This is a genomic window from Bacillus sp. SM2101 (assembly GCF_018588585.1).
In the GTDB taxonomy this organism is placed as follows: Bacteria; Bacillota; Bacilli; order Bacillales; family SM2101; genus Nanhaiella; species Nanhaiella sioensis.
The window spans coordinates 1-16231 of the sequence record NZ_JAEUFG010000046.1 but is presented as its reverse complement, the minus strand read 5'-3'; the positions used below and the strand labels follow the sequence as shown (position 1 = coordinate 16231).

Below are 16231 nucleotides of genomic sequence, written 5' to 3'. Positions count from 1 at the left end.
TGAATAAGCTTTTACATTGGATTTATGCCTTATTAAAAAGCAAAACAACCTTCCAAGATATAACCTAGTTACTATATTTAACTATCAAATGAAAAACCTTCCAAACTGCATATTCGGAAGGTTATTTGTCATGGACAATTTTAGTATAACATGGATAATTAAATTTTTTTATTGAAAAATGTTGACAAACTATTAGCTGGTTTTGTTGAATAATATGGTCATGTAGTATTAGAACTATTCGACTCATTAATCATTTTGTTTACTTAACCAGCTTGTACACACTTTTCCAAAGTGCTCGATCTAAAGGTGTTAAACGAGTATTATTAGAATAATACAAATGAATGCTGGAAATTAGGAGTCTTTTTTATTCATCAATCAACTTTATAAACGTAGCAATATCTGCAGCATGACTTTCTGCATAATAGAAAGATGTGAAATCTTTAAAAATAGCGTTTATAGTTAAGGTTTCTCCCATTGATAAATTTTCACTTAAAACCTCATTAAACTCATCTTCATTTTGAATTTTGAAAGAGATTAGCCCTTTCTTTAGATTTTCCAAAGTATGTGGAATATTATTTAAGTATTTGGGATCTACTATAAATAAATAACCACCATATCCCTCATCAATACTAACAGACCCTTTTAAATGAAATTCACCATTAAAATCTATTTGATATTTTGTAATCTTATTATCATCTTTTTCTATTTTAATATTCTTAACAGTTAAAGTTCCTACCTCCGAACCTTCCTTAACCTTTTCTGGATCATAGATACTAAGGACCCTGGATAAATCTACATGCCCTATTTCATTCTCAATCAATATAAGTTGATGTTCAATATACTGTTGTAGATTAGTAATAGTATTTGAAATTACTTGATTTGATGTTTCATATGTTCCTCTCCAATATTTAACATCTTCTGAAAGTTGACTTATTTTGTCTTCGGCATTTTCTAGCTCTTCCTCATATTTTTGTACTAACACTTGCTGTTCATTTACTTTTTCAAGGTTATTAATTGTTCCATCTGATGAAGTATTATCACTCATACAACCACCTAAAAACAACACTAAAATTGAAAAAAACATGATAAAAAAATGTTTCAAATTATCCCTCCTATCCTTTAATAATTCTTCATTTTACTTTCAACAAGTGGTGAGACCCACAAGATAAGTACCCCATAGGCAAAGCCTTACCCATTTATGCCTAATTGGTTATAAACAAAGGAGTTTTGCAGTAATCCTCCTAAACAAATGCAAAATGGCTTAGCCTTTTAAGAAAGCCAATCGTGACAGTTATTTGCTAACTGCTGTATTCCCTCTATAAAAATAGAAGCGTGATATCCATCGCATACAGCATGATGCATTTGTAATGAAACAGGCAACAATATTTTATTTTCTTGAGTAAAGTATTTTCCACATGTAATGATAGGTAATAAAAAGTCGCAACCATCATTTATATTTAGGCTGAAGCCAGTAAAACTAACCCACGGGACACTTGATATAGAGAAAGAGTTGTTAGGTTCATTGGGTTTTGTAAAAAGCCCTTTAACATCATAATACCTCTTGATATCATCATTGTAGTTTTTATAAAAAACACTAAATTCATTTGAAAACTCAGTCCAAATGCAGGAGAACGATTTGTTATCACTGTGAAAAATTGTGTATTTTGGTAATATTTTATCCCAATAACCTAAAACTCCCTCAACGTTAAAGCATGTTCTAAATTCTTCATGTGAATTAACTACTTGACTGATCGTGTAGATAAAGGCAGGATATAGCTTAATTTCTTTGTTAAGAAGCTGTTCTAATAACTTTGTAATGTCTATATTTACTGTTATGTTAAAGGTACACTTTTGACTTAAATAATGTTCGAAATATGGATTTCTATCCCAATTTTGTCTTTCAATTAAATTAAACTTCATTTGATTAGCCTCCTAAAATTGATTTTAGGAAGCTAATTTATCTGTTTTCACCAAATTCCTCACCTCTAATTAATCATCGTTCAGAAGTTAGGTTGAAAGTTGAAATACAACCGTTCTTTTACAATTTCTCTATTAGTTTAGCATCAAGCAAACTAATTGACCATTGATCTTTTCCCTGAGACGCATATCTCAATTTCTCACATGCACCACATTCTGGAATATTAATTGAATCTTTAAGCCCTCGTTAGTTGAAGTTCATACCCATTATTAATTAGGAAGTATAACCATAAAAATAAAAGGTGTTGAGATTATGAAAAAAGTCTTAGTCGCACTTTGAATTATACTGTTATTTACGTTTGTGTTACCCTTTTTTCAGTTGCAAATGGTGAGAAAACTAACACTAACTATGAACTAACACAAAGTGCATTAAAGACAGCACTTTATCCATTTTCACTTGAAATAATTAAGGAATATCAGGAAAAAAATAAACCTTATGTCCCATTTAGTATGAATTTCAACTAATTTCAAGCCAAATTTCTTAATGTAGAGAAAAACTTATATGGTACATATGTAAAAGCCAAACTTTTCTGTTTGGCTTTTCTACCTCTAAACTGCCTATAGTTCAAGAAAGAATTTAGATTGAATCTACAACTGAGCCCCATGCAGATGAAGTTGGATCAATGATCTTAAAATGTTCTATCTCTGGTATAACAACTAACTTAACTTTTTCTCCTTTCCCCATAGCACTTTGGTAATAATTCTTGCTTAACTCAACTGGAACATGACGATCTAACTCACCATGTATTAATACTTGTTCCACTTTCATTGGCAATAATTCTATGGGAGAAAACAGTTCATAGCGTTCGGGTACCTCTTGTGGACCTCCACCTAATAGTGCAGCTACATGACTTTTCATTCCCTTTAGTTCGTGGATTTCCCACATCTTAACCAAATCCGTAACACCTGCTAAACTGATAACTTTCTTTATACAAACCATTAGCTCATTAAATGTTCCATCGTTATTAGCTTTAATTCTTGAACCCAACCAAAGGGCTAAATGTCCACCTGCTGAGTGACCTATAACAGTTACATTTGAGATATCTAGGGGATATAGCTCCTTTATCTTGGATAGATGATTAATAGCACTAATAACATCATTAAATGTTCCAGTCCATCCTTTTCGGTCTTCTCCTACTCTCCGGTACTCGATGTTCCAAGTAGCAAATCCTCTATTCGTTAAATCATCAGCAATCGGATTATTTTCTTCTAAGTTATATCTTGCTTGCCAAAACCCTCCGTGAATTAAAACTATTACTGGGTAAGTTTCTGAATTCTCAGGGATTCGTAATACACCAAATTGAGATTTATGTTCTCCGTAATAAATCTTAAACTCTTTCTTCATTAATACTCTCCCTATAAATTATAGATAAATATTAATTCAATAAAACAAACCACATTTCCTCTATAAAAATGTGACTAACAATATTTGCTTCATCAACTAACATACTCGTTAGTCGAAAGACATCCTTTTCTCTTTCATCCTATTATATTTTCTTTTATTAGTTCCTTCATTTATGATTGTCCCACTAACAATAGTTCATTGAAAAAGCACCCTTCTTAAAGAAAGGGGCCAGATCGTTGAAGGCTAATTTATGTAGGATACGATACACATTATCACTTGTATTTCCTTAATAGGTAACTATCCTTAAGGTATTCCATATAGCCTTTACTAACTTCTTGCACCATATTGTGGAACAACAGATTCAGAAAAATCGTTAGCCTAATTCTAGACTCATTAATCATTATGTTTTCTTGAGTCTACCTAGAATCTCAGAAACTCCAATCGCAATACTTCCATTTAACATTCCTAATACCGACATTATGAGCGTAGCGCCATCATATTCTCCCATAAAAATCATTACAAAAAAGATAGCACTAAATGCTAGTACAATAATGCCAAATAAAAATAAAAACCTCTCCATGATTTACATTCCTTTCATTATCTGACTCTCTTTCTATTCTGTTTAAAATATCCTTGTTAAGGATTTTGTTTTTCTCTATTAACTGACTAATCAATCACTGGCATTATAGACAATTCCCATAAAAATCCTATTCCTAAAAATCCAATTGATATAGATTAGCGCCAGATTGTTTAATAACAATTTTTCACAACCTAGAATTTTATAACCCATGTCTCATTAATAAAGAAGCAGGGTCCAAAGGTTCCCACTTCCTTTATTTATTCATTCACTTTAGTATTAATATAATCAACAACAACATCCGTAAATACATTTGCTTTCTCATAATGTGGCGTATGCCCACTATTCTCAAATACATAAACCATTCTGTTTTTTCCATTTTTATTAAATGCTTCAATTTGTTTCTCGCAAGTAACAGGATCATGTTGTCCTAATAGAAGTAACATTGGTGTTTCAATTTCACTTAGCATGGGTATTAACGATTTATATATATCACCTTCATCTTTTAAACGATTGGTAATATATTTCAGCATCATAATCCAACTGATCCCACTCTTCTGTAACAGCTACAGAAACAAATGTTATTCATTTTATTAAAACGTACTTTTTATTTTGGAAGAGTGAGTGCCTAACAGTTTATTAAGTGTATCTAACTATTTGAAGTGTTGAAGAATTATATACTGCCCCGGAAATAGTTGCACTTAATGAAATTCTATCATTTGGCATAGTACTTTGATATAAAACTGACTTTGATGCAGGAATAGTAAAACCACTCTGATTACTTTGTGTGACTGCGCTAGATCCTTGAATAGGTCCGCTAGCACTACTTACAGCAATATATGTTATCATCCCCCCACCATCTTCCAAAAACACAGTATTAATTCCATAGGTTATTTCATAAAAGCCTACAGCTGGAAGGAGTATATCATTGGGAGAGTTATCAAGTACAAAACCTACACAATCACCAGGAATGCCAAATTGAACCATGGGAATACTAGTATTCTCATCTGTTGGAGCGAATATTTCACAGAACCCTAACGCACTGCCGGGCATGCCTGGAGGTCCCATTGGCCCCTGTGGACCCTGTGGCCCAGGTTTCCCCGGTAGTCCCTGTGGTCCTTGTGGTAGTGGTGGAACTACCCTACATTTACAATCCTTGTCCTTACCATACACCTTTTTCACCTCCAAAATATTATTCTATTTAACTATATTTTTTATACAAAGGCACTTTTTGTTTTATAAGAGTGTTTAACAAATTTATTATGTGTATCTAATTATTTTAAGAGTTTGAGAATTGTATACTGCATTATTGGTAATACTCGCATTTAGTGAAATTCTATCATTTGGTATAGTACTCTGATATAAAACTGATTTTGATGCTGGTATGGTAAAACCACCCATACCTTCCGTGACAGCGCTAGATCCTTGAATAGTCCCAGTCATACTACTAACAGCCGTATATGTTATTTCCCCCCCGCCATCAAAAAATTCAGTATTAATTCCATAGGTTATTTGATAAAAGCCTACAGCTGGAAGGAGTATATCATTGGGAGAGTTATCAAGTACAAAACCTACACAATCACCTGCAGTTCCAAAGGGAACGTCTTCGTCACTAGAATTTTCAGTTGTGGGGCCGATTATTTCACAAAAACCTAATGCGCTACCAGGCATCCCTGGAGGTCCCATTGGCCCGGGTGGTCCTTGTGGTCCTTGTTTCCCTTGAGGTCCCTGTGGCCCCTGTGGTGTTGGTGGAACGACCCTGCATTTACAGTCTTTATCTTTCATAGTAACTTCACCTCCTATAATTGTTTATACTTTATATGTATGATTCTTTTCTAAAGTAGGTTGGACTAATAAATATAGCGTGACAAAAATGTACAGGTGTCTATGTTTATAAGGGGTACAGGGAGTTAAACTACTATATACCACAAAGTAGATCATGTTTGTATAAAATAATAAAAGTTCCAATTTTTCATTGCTGAAGAACTGGAACTAATCGACTCACTAATCATTGTGTTGCATAAAATTGATTAATTTGACCTATCACATTAATACAAGATTAATTAAATATATTACATACCATAAAGTACACCCTTTATTATCACTCTCCCCTCCCTGATGGCTTACATATACTCTGGATGTTCACCATAATTTCTATTCTCTTTCATATAACCTTATTAAGAACTTTATTATTCCCGATTAACTGACAAATCAATCACTGGGCATTATAGACAATACACATAAAAATCCTATTCCTAAGAATCCAATTGATATAGAAACAAAAAGAGGGATTGTAGAATTCCAAAACCTTTGTTTTTAGTAATAGGATTATTAATAATGCCCAACAACACCAATATCCCAATTAAATTCCCCCTTGTATGTAATCCTAAAACAGCCATTATGAAAGCTCCGATGATTAACCTGATAATCCAGGTTGTATTATTCTTAATAGAAGGTAAGTCCTCTTTAATATCCTTAATGTTTGATTCTGCTACTGCCAACCTTTGCTAAACCTTGTTCATTCTTCTTTCCATGTTTACAAACCGTTACTCCATCATTTGACTCCCTTAATCCATATTTAAGACAATATAAAAAAACCATAAATTGGGCTTAATAGACTCAGTGGGTATTGTGTCTACTAAAATGTCTACAACTATGGATCCATAAAATAGATAAATCAAAATACTTGTTATTCCACAATATGGACCTAAAATGATAAAGACGCTAATCCTTATGTCAGATTAGCGCCAGATTGTGAAGATTATTCTGAAGGAGCTTTATCATTCACACCTTAAATTCCTATAAGAGACTCATTGATAAAAAAGAACATTTTAGATAAACTTTATGGCCCTACCCAAGTAAACTGAAAGTGGGGGGATTATAATTTGAAGCTAATAAATATAATTGATAATACGTTAATATATAATGATTATGTAAACTCTTAGTTTATTAAATGGTTAAATAACTCAGGAATTCTATTCCTAAAATGCAAATAATTATGTTCACCACCATCAATAATATTGAAATTAATAGTAGGAATTTTTTCTTTTAGAATATCATATACAGATTTATTTGAGTTTACAAATTCTTTACTAATTATTGTTCCTTCACCTGCTTCATTTGTTCCGCAATCGAGATAAAAACTATTAATTTCAGATAAATCCGTATTTCTTAATAACTCTTCAATATTTTCTTGATTAGCATAAAAAGCGGATGACATTATTACGATATTTTTAAAGACTTTAGGATATCTACAACAAGCATAAGTAGTAATAAGACCACCTAATGAAATTCCTGCCATTGAAGAATGATCTATTAACGTACGATATTTATCATCTATAAGAGGTTTTAATTCATTTATAATAAAATTAATATACTGCTTTCCTTTTCCACCGAAAGGCTCAATTTCTCCTCTCAATTTTTTACTGTATTCCCCATTTACCCAAGGACAATATTCATTCTTTCTCTCTTCCTTATTCTGGTCTATTCCTACAACAATTACATTTAGTTTTTTTTCATTTAAATATGTTTCGAGTTCTAAGGAAACCCCTCCGATTGCATCATTGTCTCGAAAAACATTCTGACCATCATGCATATATATCACTGGATACCTACGTTCAACGAGATTATAGTCATTAGGAAGATAAATTCTAATTTTTCTTTCTTCTTCAAAAGCTGGAATATAAACAGAAAAAATTTCTATCATCAAGTAATACTCCCTTTAATTTATTTCTGTACTTTTTAAGAACTCCTCACTTAAAATGAATGATTCCAAAAAATTAATATTTAAACACACTTTATTCCACAATATTGTTCCTCTATTAAAAAAAAGTCTCATTATAAAAGGGGTTAGCTGGACCCACCTTTTAAGATTTAGTTTATTGGTTTCAGGTCAATTTCTACTTTTGAATAGATAATTTTTTCACATCATCTTCTGTTCGTTTCAAATGAGTTCCCCACGTGTATCCATAACAATGTACCTATCTATTGTTTTCTATAAGTAATTTGGAAGAGAAAGTGTTTTAGGAATTTTTATTATTCCCGATAACCTCCCATTCTCTTTTTTAAACTCACATTCGAAAATAATGAAAACTCTAGAGGTAGAACCTTATATACTACTTGCCTGATTACCAGATCAGTCAGCCAGTAATTATTAAATAGACATTATCCTTATAGTAGTCAAGATAGCCTTTATTCTATTTTTGCGCCAGATTGTTTACTTTGTTATTAGGTAGTGGACTTCAAGAAACTGCCCCCCTTACCTAAGTTGAATATAAACAAGTGTCCATTCTATTCATCACTTGGTCTTGCCACTTCTTTAGTTATATTCACTTCCCAAGAAATGATTGTTGTACTATCTTTAACACTATTCCGCTTGATAGATTGTAATAATTTATTAACTCCTTCATCAATTTGATGTCTTCTCATTACATTATATATCTCTTTTGGAGAAGAGAAAGGTTCATTAGGACATTCAATCAGCCCGTCAGTTGTTAAAAATATACAGTTTGTTCCTTTTCTTAGTTCTCTTATACCACTACTGTAACAGGGAACTATTTGGTCAAATGTGTTGACTAGTCCAACCCATTCGTAGAATTGTCGTTGGTTTATTTGATATTGACCCCGATTGGCAAGCTCTGGATGAAATACGTAAGAAATACAATCACCTATAGAAAACCACCAAACATATTTATCCTTTCTTAGAACGATCAGACAAGCTGTTTCCCCCTTAACTTTTCGACAAGCAGTAAGAAATGCATCTTCTTGAAACAAGTTTACAATTGTTCCCTCTATATTTTTTAATGTCTGTTCATATGGTAAGGATAATATAAGTTGTATATCTAACTTTCTCTTTGAGAATTGCTCTAATACTAATTCAGCACTTTCGGCTGAATGGTGTGCATCTAAAATAACAGTAAATTCCCAATTTACTTTTTCATCTATCCAAATTAAGCAGCCATCTTCATTTTTATATTGACCTTCAAGGGAGTTACCACCGAACCGTCCTATGGATACGTGCTTAATATTGTTTACAGTTATTAAGTCTACGAAATTTTCTTGGCTCCCAACCCAACTAAATTCACTAATTGAATTTCCCATATCAATGCATCTCCAAATATGCTTTTAAACGATTACACAGCCTTATAACCTCAACGTTATCACCCATAGGAGCATTTTCCCAGTCATAAACAGCTGAAGGTCCCCAATACTTTTTTGGGGTATTTGGATAACGTGGAACTATATGCATATGCAGATGAGGAACAGCATCGCCTAAAACATATGAATAAACATGTTCAGCATTTTCGCTTTCAATAAGAGCTTTGCTTACTTTTGCCATGACCATTCCAAACACCTGTGCTTCATCAACTTTCATATCACCCAATGTTGGAATGTGTCTTTTTAAGTCAATCATTATATGCCCTAAATAATGTGGTTTGCTATCTTGATCGATGTGACTAACATAAACATAATCATCTTCATAAATGGTTACTCCTGAAGTTTGAACATTTCCAGTATGCTTGTTACAAATAAAACAATCTTCCACTGTAATTCACCTCTTAAAAATTCTTTTCTATAAAATAAAAATCCTACTATCTCTTAAAGAGACGATAGGATTTTTATCGTGGTACCACTCTTCTTGTTTCATTTTCGCTAAACGAAACATCTTAGGACTTTGTTACGGAAGTTAACCGTATAGACTTAGATATCAATCTATCCACTCCTAGGCGAGTTGGGGATGTTATTGACTGTCTTGCACCTTCCGACAGCTCTCTATACAATAACTTATCCTTAATACTCCTAATCAAAGCGTTTATTTTATGTAATTTTTTAAAATTCTATATATTGAAATTCAATTTGTCAATATTTTTCTTATACTATTCTGATCTATGGGAGAGGAGTCCGGCTTTCACACCTTAATGGAGATATAGGGAGCTAATCTACTATATGCCCCAAAGTAGATTCCTAATTATGCAAAATAAAAAAGTTCTAATTTATCATTACTGAAGAACTGGAACCAATCGATTCACTAATCATTGAGTCCACTATTCTTCAACTACATAAGCTATTTTTCCGTCTGACGTGAAGGCGACTATACCTGCTGGGAATCCAACCCGTACAGTCGTAATCAAGCTATGAGATTTCACATCGATGACACAAACAGAACCCCGATCGGAATTATTCGCGACATAAGCGAGTTTACCATCTGGTGTGAAGACGACCCCAGATGGTCTAGTTCCAACCTGTACAGTAGCAATCACGGTATGTGTTTTCACATCAATGACCGATACAGTGGTATCACCAAAATTCGTCACATAAGCGAGTTTACTATCTGGTGTGAAGGCGACTATAATTGGAGCACGCCCAACCTGCACAGTCGCAATCACAGTATGCGTTTTCACATCGATAACCGTTACAGTGGTATCATCATTGTTCGTGACATAAGCGAGCATACTATCTGGTGTGAAAGCGACTAGAAAGGGTATGATCCCAACCTGAACAGTAGCAATCACAGTATGCGTTTTCACATCGATGATAGATACAGTGGTACCACCATTATTCGTAACATAGGAGAATTTTCCGTCTGAAGTGAAGGCTATATTCAATGGACTTGATCCAACCTCTACAGTCGCGATCACAATATGCGTTTTCACATCGATGACAGACACAGTAAGATTACCAGAGTTCGTAACATAGGCGAGTTTACCGTCCGGAGTAAAAGTCGTCCGGTGTAAAGGTGACTCCAGTTGGATTGTTCCCAACCTGCACAGTCGCGATCACGATATGTGTTTTTACATCGATGACAGATACAGTGCTACCACCCCTGTTCGTGATATAAGCGAATTTACCGTCTGGTGTAAAGACTGAGGATAGAAAAAAAGCATTACCAATGGGTAACGTGGTAATCATTCTATGCGTTTTCACATCAATCACGGTCGTAGTCAAACAAAACCACCTCTATTCAATACTCGTTATAATAAAGGTATGCAAAACTCTTACTGTTTTTTCGTGAAAGGAGAAAACAGAGAGAGACGATGATAATTATGGTGTACTTTATGTTATGTAAGTTCTTATAGTTAAGTTTGTATTAATGTAATAAGTAAATAAATAATTTTAATGGTAGGCCTTAAGGTAGGCCAGATAGCCTTTACTACCTTCTTGCGCCATATTGTTGAGTAACATTAGGTGAATGTAACATATTGTACATTTAGTTTGATTAACCTCTCATTTTTTTCTACTGAACATCCCCCTTTCAAATACAATCTATCTTGTGTTTACTAAAATCAGCTTTTTTTTAAATAATAAACCTATACACATCTCTAACTTTCTGCATCTTATAAAGTATATAGTTTTATATGAAGTGGAGGTGAAATTTTGTCGTATATATATTCCAAATCTAAATGTGGTTGTAATTCCAAGAAAAAATGTGTGTCATTTACAAAAACTTTTGCTAATTTAAACCCAATCACTATTAATCAAGGTGCAATCGCAACACCTTATCCATCAAACATCAGCGTTTCTGGCTTAAAAGGGACAATTACTAAAGTCACTGCTACAATTATTGATTTAAGCCATTCACATCCAAATGATATACAAATCCTTCTATTAGCCCCTAGTGGTTCTACAATATTTCTTATGAACGATATAGGATTTGCTATTCCAATTAATAACGTTACACTTACGCTTACAGATGATGCAGAGGATATTATCCCTTCTCCAATTGTTTCTGGTACTTTTAAACCAACAATAGACCCAGATAATCCCCCACCGCCAGCTCCTCATAGTCCACAATTAAGTATTTTTAATTCTGAGGATCCAAATGGTATATGGTCTTTATTTATTTTCGATAATGATGGAAGTGGTCAAGGTGATATTGCAGGTGGATGGCAAATCACAATAACAACGGAAATGTGTGTTTAAAGGATTGCCCTTGTTAAGACCTTATAAAGGGCAGTCTTTTTTTTTAGTAAACAAAACTATCATTGATTCTACTAGGTGATTTATACATTTATTTACATATCTTCTCATACACTATATTATCTTTACAAAAGGTGGTTAAAAAATGAGTCTCGCATATGTTTCAAACATTAATTCAAGGGATCTATCCGTCATTGATACCAAGACTCGCTCTGTCATAGTCACTGTAAGGGTGGATGGCTTCCCACAATCCATACGAAGACTCATTCAATTATTGCTAATGTTTTAGTCGGAGATAATCCGTTAGCCACCCCACTTAACATTTCCATTTCTCCCGATGAGAAGTTTGCCTACATTACTAATTTTGGATTATTAAGCCAACCAGGTAATACAGTGTCTGTTATCGATACGAAGACACATGTCGTTATTACGACGATTTCAGTTGAAGATAACCCATCTAGCATAGCATTTACCCCTGATAGTAAAATAGCTTATATTCTAAATACCGGTAACTCTAATTTTCCTGGTAATACAGTTTTTGTCATCGACGTCAAAACTCACTCTATTATTGCTACTGTCCAAGTTGGAAGGTATCCAACAGCTATATCAATTACTCGTGATGAAAAATTAGCATATATACTTAAGGACATCGAAGGTCTATCAGTAATAGATACTAAAACTCATTCTGTTATTGCTACTACTCCACCATTAGGTACTGTGCCATTCTTCGTTACTTTTTCTCCTAATGGGGAAATGGTTTATGCTTCTAACAGAGATATAAATAATCGAAACGTTAACATCGTTGACACTAGTACTCATTCAATTATTGCTACTATTTCGGATGGTTTGGATCAACCCCATGCTATAGCCTTCACTTCAGAAGGAAAATCTGCTTATGTAACAAACTTTGGGAATCATACAGTGTCTGTTATTGATACTAAAACTCATAGAATTATTGCTACTGTTAGAGATGGCCTAAGCTCGGTTGACGTTGTTATTTCATCTAATTGACTCTTTTGATATTTAGTTCACCAAGTATGCTATGAGGGTTATCGCCCTCTTTTTTACGTAAAAAAATCTTTTTATTACATCATCAGTAAATTAACTAATAAGCTAGTAAAATAGATTAATTACAAATACATCTATTTTTTTATAAATGGTAAAATGTTCTTATAAATTATGAATGGAGGTATCAATTATGTCTGCCCTTATAGCTCTTGGGGTGGGAGCCCTATTAATTGTTTTGTTCCCAATAATCAACAAAGAAAGTAAAGTTTTTGCAAGAATTAGTTTTATCACTGGTATCCTTATTATATTAATCCTTATTTTTATTCTAATTTCACCTCGTATTGTTATTACTTATAATGAATCCAATCCTAATAAAATGAAAATCGAAAGAATATTAGATGAAATAAATGAAAAATAGTAACTATTATCAGCACCTTTCTTTAAATGATAGAGGTGTTTTTTTAATTGTTAGAATTAGGATCCACAATGCTTAATGTGTTTAATAACAACCACACGAGTACTTTCGCCTTTTTTGTGCATATAGGCGAAAATGATTACATCACCTTCACCCGTTGAATACAGTATTTAAAAGAGGTGATATACTTTGCTCATAATAAAAAAGATACAAGCTATAAGGGTTGCAAGGTTGTTCCTCCACTATCGCCTGGTCCCCCAGGACCTCCTGGAATAACTCAAATTGCTTTTGATCAATTAGATGTTAACACTGGACCTCCAATAGCAGTTGGTTCATTCGATCCAATTACTACTGCCCAACAAGTAACATCAACAGGAACAGAAAAAGTGTTAATTAACGTAACTTATGGTTTGAGTTTTCTGTTGGAAACAGTATCAAGCTATAATATAAGTTACAACATATATATTCTTCGAAGTGGCGAAGCAAATCCAATTGTTTCCTCAACATATTCTGACAGAGATGATTTCAAAATACAACAAAGGATATTAACATCTCACGACCTATAAATATAACCTATGTAGATGAGCCACCCCCAAGTAACTTCACCTATACAGCTGAAATAGAAGTTATAGAACCCTTTAGTATCCTTCCAGAAAATCTCTGTCTGTAATATTCACTTCATATCGAGCAATAAACGCCCTTGTCATTGCATGATTATCAAGTTAAATACTATTTCCCTACTATATAGACTGAATTGAATAAAACTCTCCATAGGAGAGATTTATTTATTTATTTATTACACACTTTTACTCTTGAGTTTCCTTACCTAAAAATGTTAGACTTGGTCATTTATCAGTTGCATCTTCAAACAATTTGCATTTATTAATAACAACTATTTCTGTAAAGGGACTGATTGTTTAATGGTGAACTGTAAATGTAAAGGCGATAAATGTCCAGAATACTTCGAAAACCAATTAAATGACACAATTCCAATTGGAGTACCTCAAGAATTAATAAAGTTGCCTGTTTTAATCAAGAATAATGATATGAAAGTTAAGATAGACTCCTCTATTGAGGTATTTACTGAGGCTTTTGGGTTATCCGCATCTGTCTTTTATTCCTTTAACTATTTACTTCAACGTTCTACGAATAATGGAAACTTCAAGACCCTTGCATTCATCCAACCTGCACAAAATTTAGAGTTTCCTGATCCTATCCCCAATGGACCTTTTCTTACTGGTTCCTTGATCCCTAACCTTACATGGACAGATAAGAATGCAGGTATAGGATCACATGTGTACCGTATTTTTATGGATCAACCCTTTAGGGTAAATTCTGTGAATGCAAATACTACCATTCGAACTCGTTCAATTAATGCTACTCTTTTTTGTCACTGATTTCATTTAGTAACCACAATACAAAATAAGTCATATAAATAAAATTCATTCACGGTTTCTTCCACAAAGGTCTTAGCTAATACTTAAATACTCTGTTGGCTGCTTATCCTACGTTTAGAACTATAAAAAATCTCTCTCCTTTAACGGAAGCGGGATTCGATAATTTTTTTTATAGTCTGTGCTAGCTAGTTATATTTGCTTTTTTTAATAGATTATCACTTATTTTTAACACTTAGAAAACTTATTTGTGTTACAGAACATGGCCCACAAAATAGAAAAGATGCTTATCTTATTAAGATTTGCGCTATTTTGTTAAATAAGTGAAAAAAATTATTGTACACTTTTAGTTATTTGACATTTAGAATACCTTTTAAATATACTAAATTCTCCTGAAGAAAAGCTTGATGTTTTTCGATACCTCTTCTTTTACACCAACCAATTGAAATAAAAGCGTCGGTAAAGTGATAAAACGGGAACACCTCTTGTAAATCAACAAGCGCTCGAATAGATTCATAGCCTTGCTGATACGCTTGCAATGTCCCCGGATATTTGAGAAAAATATCCCTATTAACTTTCGTGAAATCCATATCAGTTGATCCAATTCGGACACTTTCAAAGTCAATAATGCCGACCACTTTATTTTCATGAACTAAAATATTACCTGGTCTAAAATCCAAATGTATAAAACAAGGTCCGTCAGGAGGTGGGAGTAATTTGATTTGCTTATTAAAATACTGTAAAGACAGTTCGTATAAACTTGGTTCAACCACTTCTTTTACATCTATTGCAAAGGAATTAAATTGTCTCTTAAGAAACTCAGACCAATGATCATACTCATTTGAAACAGAACTATTGAAATCATGCTCATTTGGAGCAATTGCATGTAGCTTAGCATGATGTACTCCAATATCAAACGCTAATGCTGAATCAACCTTCTCTATAGTTGGCACACCGTTAATTGCTGACAATAATAATGCACCAGTGATATCCTCATTACCTTCCCAATAATCTAACACTTGTGGAACAGGTAAATCATTTCCTATTCGCTTAAGTACACTATACTCTCGTTCAAGTTTTTGTTTGGAATAAGGAATTTTAATAAACACTGTTCGATTATCCATTAGTAGAATTTTATATACAGTCGAACTAAACGACTGAGGAACATTCTCAACTGCTAACACATTCAATTTAAATTTATCTATTGTTTCTTGTAGCTTATCCATTCTTTCCTCTCCGCTTCTGTACTGTTTATCTTCTAAAATAAGAACAATAAAAACATAAGCATCCACTATCTTCAGAAGCATTATTCCTTTTATATGTCCAATTTCATGAATAAAAACGGTTCTTTTGTTCATTAGTACCTTGCAATAAAAGGCTAGAATTTGAGATAACTATTGTTATTCTCCTCTACACCTATTACAATTCAAACAATACTTCCTAATTTTAGCATATTAATATTATTTAATACTCAATATCTAACCGTTTTCATAACAAGAGACGCTTCTCTTATTACCGAAAAGCGCCATATCGTATTATGAGGTCAGCCAGTAACATTTCTGGTTGACCTATTTTTAATAGGTATTAATCTTAAGGTA

21 protein-coding genes and 1 other annotated feature are annotated in these 16231 nt (G+C 33.2%); of the genes, 7 read left to right on the top strand and 14 right to left on the bottom strand.

The window, feature by feature from the left end:
• Positions 1 to 364 precede the first annotated feature (364 nt).
• The gene (locus tag JM172_RS23135) at positions 365 to 1102 is read right to left on the bottom strand and encodes a hypothetical protein (RefSeq protein WP_214484745.1); all 738 of its coding nucleotides are present in this window, start codon (positions 1100 to 1102) and stop codon (positions 365 to 367) included.
• A gap of 167 nt (positions 1103 to 1269) precedes the next feature.
• Positions 1270 to 1920, bottom strand: a complete 651-nt coding sequence (gene catA, locus JM172_RS23130; protein ID WP_214484744.1) for a type A chloramphenicol O-acetyltransferase — start codon at positions 1918 to 1920, stop codon at positions 1270 to 1272.
• 333 nt (positions 1921 to 2253) lie between these two features.
• Between catA and JM172_RS23125 the strand changes: the two genes are divergently transcribed.
• Complete coding sequence (locus JM172_RS23125; protein WP_214484743.1) at positions 2254 to 2442, top strand: hypothetical protein; 189 nt, start codon at positions 2254 to 2256, stop codon at positions 2440 to 2442.
• Between the two features lie 112 nt (positions 2443 to 2554).
• Here JM172_RS23125 and JM172_RS23120 read toward each other — a convergent pair whose 3' ends face one another.
• From JM172_RS23120 to JM172_RS23070, 11 genes are all read right to left on the bottom strand, one after another.
• Positions 2555 to 3322, bottom strand: coding sequence for an alpha/beta hydrolase family protein (locus tag JM172_RS23120; RefSeq protein ID WP_214484742.1), 768 nt, complete (start codon positions 3320 to 3322; stop codon positions 2555 to 2557).
• Positions 3323 to 3722: 400 nt separating this feature from the next.
• The gene (locus JM172_RS23115) at positions 3723 to 3902 is read right to left on the bottom strand and encodes a hypothetical protein (protein WP_214484741.1); all 180 of its coding nucleotides are present in this window, start codon (positions 3900 to 3902) and stop codon (positions 3723 to 3725) included.
• A 257-nt stretch (positions 3903 to 4159) separates the two neighbouring features.
• Positions 4160 to 4432, bottom strand: coding sequence for an alpha/beta fold hydrolase (locus JM172_RS23110; protein WP_214484740.1), 273 nt, complete (start codon positions 4430 to 4432; stop codon positions 4160 to 4162).
• 106 nt (positions 4433 to 4538) lie between these two features.
• A complete protein-coding gene (locus JM172_RS23105) occupies positions 4539 to 5072 on the bottom strand; it encodes a hypothetical protein (protein WP_214484739.1) in 534 nt (177 codons plus the stop codon).
• An 87-nt stretch (positions 5073 to 5159) separates the two neighbouring features.
• Positions 5160 to 5684 (bottom strand): hypothetical protein, encoded by a 525-nt coding sequence (locus JM172_RS23100; protein WP_214484738.1) that lies wholly within the window; start codon positions 5682 to 5684, stop codon positions 5160 to 5162.
• Positions 5685 to 6154: 470 nt separating this feature from the next.
• A complete protein-coding gene (locus tag JM172_RS25555) occupies positions 6155 to 6400 on the bottom strand; it encodes a hemolysin XhlA family protein (protein WP_352224088.1) in 246 nt (81 codons plus the stop codon).
• Between the two features lie 440 nt (positions 6401 to 6840).
• Entirely contained in the window at positions 6841 to 7605 is a 765-nt protein-coding gene (locus JM172_RS23090; RefSeq protein ID WP_214484737.1) for an alpha/beta hydrolase, read from the bottom strand.
• A 584-nt stretch (positions 7606 to 8189) separates the two neighbouring features.
• Positions 8190 to 8999 (bottom strand): PP2C family serine/threonine-protein phosphatase, encoded by an 810-nt coding sequence (locus JM172_RS23085; protein ID WP_214484736.1) that lies wholly within the window; start codon positions 8997 to 8999, stop codon positions 8190 to 8192.
• Between the two features lies 1 nt (position 9000).
• Entirely contained in the window at positions 9001 to 9444 is a 444-nt protein-coding gene (locus JM172_RS23080; RefSeq protein ID WP_214484735.1) for an HIT family protein, read from the bottom strand.
• A gap of 54 nt (positions 9445 to 9498) precedes the next feature.
• Positions 9499 to 9715 (bottom strand) — a binding site (T-box leader).
• A gap of 228 nt (positions 9716 to 9943) precedes the next feature.
• A complete protein-coding gene (locus JM172_RS23075; protein ID WP_214484734.1) occupies positions 9944 to 10660 on the bottom strand; it encodes a cytochrome D1 domain-containing protein in 717 nt (238 codons plus the stop codon).
• The gene (locus JM172_RS23070) at positions 10602 to 10844 is read right to left on the bottom strand and encodes a YncE family protein (protein ID WP_214484733.1); all 243 of its coding nucleotides are present in this window, start codon (positions 10842 to 10844) and stop codon (positions 10602 to 10604) included. Before JM172_RS23070 ends, JM172_RS23075 begins: the two co-directional genes overlap by 59 nt.
• A gap of 483 nt (positions 10845 to 11327) precedes the next feature.
• On the opposite strand from JM172_RS23070, the gene JM172_RS23065 reads away from it, so the two are divergent.
• The 6 genes from JM172_RS23065 (at position 11328) to JM172_RS23040 (ending at position 14636) form a co-directional block, all read left to right on the top strand.
• Positions 11328 to 11819 carry a hypothetical protein gene (locus JM172_RS23065; protein ID WP_214484732.1) on the top strand — a complete coding sequence of 164 codons (492 nt, stop codon included), beginning with the start codon at positions 11328 to 11330 and terminating at the stop codon, positions 11817 to 11819.
• A gap of 142 nt (positions 11820 to 11961) precedes the next feature.
• Positions 11962 to 12105 carry a hypothetical protein gene (locus tag JM172_RS23060; protein ID WP_214484731.1) on the top strand — a complete coding sequence of 48 codons (144 nt, stop codon included), beginning with the start codon at positions 11962 to 11964 and terminating at the stop codon, positions 12103 to 12105.
• Positions 12066 to 12827 (top strand): YncE family protein, encoded by a 762-nt coding sequence (locus JM172_RS25550; protein ID WP_352224093.1) that lies wholly within the window; start codon positions 12066 to 12068, stop codon positions 12825 to 12827. The genes JM172_RS23060 and JM172_RS25550 overlap by 40 nt, the downstream gene beginning before the upstream one ends.
• Before the next feature lie 187 nt (positions 12828 to 13014).
• Positions 13015 to 13242, top strand: a complete 228-nt coding sequence (locus tag JM172_RS23050) for a hypothetical protein (RefSeq protein WP_214484729.1) — start codon at positions 13015 to 13017, stop codon at positions 13240 to 13242.
• 176 nt (positions 13243 to 13418) lie between these two features.
• Entirely contained in the window at positions 13419 to 13805 is a 387-nt protein-coding gene (locus tag JM172_RS23045; protein WP_214484728.1) for a hypothetical protein, read from the top strand.
• A gap of 354 nt (positions 13806 to 14159) precedes the next feature.
• Complete coding sequence (locus tag JM172_RS23040) at positions 14160 to 14636, top strand: hypothetical protein (RefSeq protein ID WP_214484727.1); 477 nt, start codon at positions 14160 to 14162, stop codon at positions 14634 to 14636.
• Positions 14637 to 14983: 347 nt separating this feature from the next.
• Here JM172_RS23040 and JM172_RS23035 read toward each other — a convergent pair whose 3' ends face one another.
• Positions 14984 to 15859: a phosphotransferase family protein gene (locus tag JM172_RS23035; RefSeq protein ID WP_214484746.1), complete on the bottom strand. Its 876-nt coding sequence runs from the start codon at positions 15857 to 15859 to the stop codon at positions 14984 to 14986.
• Positions 15860 to 16231: the final 372 nt, after the last annotated feature.

Excerpts from the sequence above, each read along its gene's own strand:
- catA (WP_214484744.1), bottom strand. The coding sequence starts at position 1,920 with ATGAAGTTTAATTTAATTGAAAGACAAAATTGGGATAGAAATCCATAT.
- JM172_RS23120 (WP_214484742.1), bottom strand. The coding sequence starts at position 3,322 with ATGAAGAAAGAGTTTAAGATTTATTACGGAGAACATAAATCTCAATTT.
- JM172_RS23115 (WP_214484741.1), bottom strand. The coding sequence starts at position 3,902 with ATGGAGAGGTTTTTATTTTTATTTGGCATTATTGTACTAGCATTTAGT.
- JM172_RS23110 (WP_214484740.1), bottom strand. The coding sequence starts at position 4,432 with ATGCTGAAATATATTACCAATCGTTTAAAAGATGAAGGTGATATATAT.
- JM172_RS23100 (WP_214484738.1), bottom strand. The coding sequence starts at position 5,684 with ATGAAAGATAAAGACTGTAAATGCAGGGTCGTTCCACCAACACCACAG.
- JM172_RS23090 (WP_214484737.1), bottom strand. The coding sequence starts at position 7,605 with ATGATAGAAATTTTTTCTGTTTATATTCCAGCTTTTGAAGAAGAAAGA.
- JM172_RS23085 (WP_214484736.1), bottom strand. The coding sequence starts at position 8,999 with ATGGGAAATTCAATTAGTGAATTTAGTTGGGTTGGGAGCCAAGAAAAT.
- JM172_RS23060 (WP_214484731.1), top strand. The coding sequence starts at position 11,962 with ATGAGTCTCGCATATGTTTCAAACATTAATTCAAGGGATCTATCCGTC.
- JM172_RS23050 (WP_214484729.1), top strand. The coding sequence starts at position 13,015 with ATGTCTGCCCTTATAGCTCTTGGGGTGGGAGCCCTATTAATTGTTTTG.
- JM172_RS23040 (WP_214484727.1), top strand. The coding sequence starts at position 14,160 with ATGGTGAACTGTAAATGTAAAGGCGATAAATGTCCAGAATACTTCGAA.
- JM172_RS23035 (WP_214484746.1), bottom strand. The coding sequence starts at position 15,859 with ATGGATAAGCTACAAGAAACAATAGATAAATTTAAATTGAATGTGTTA.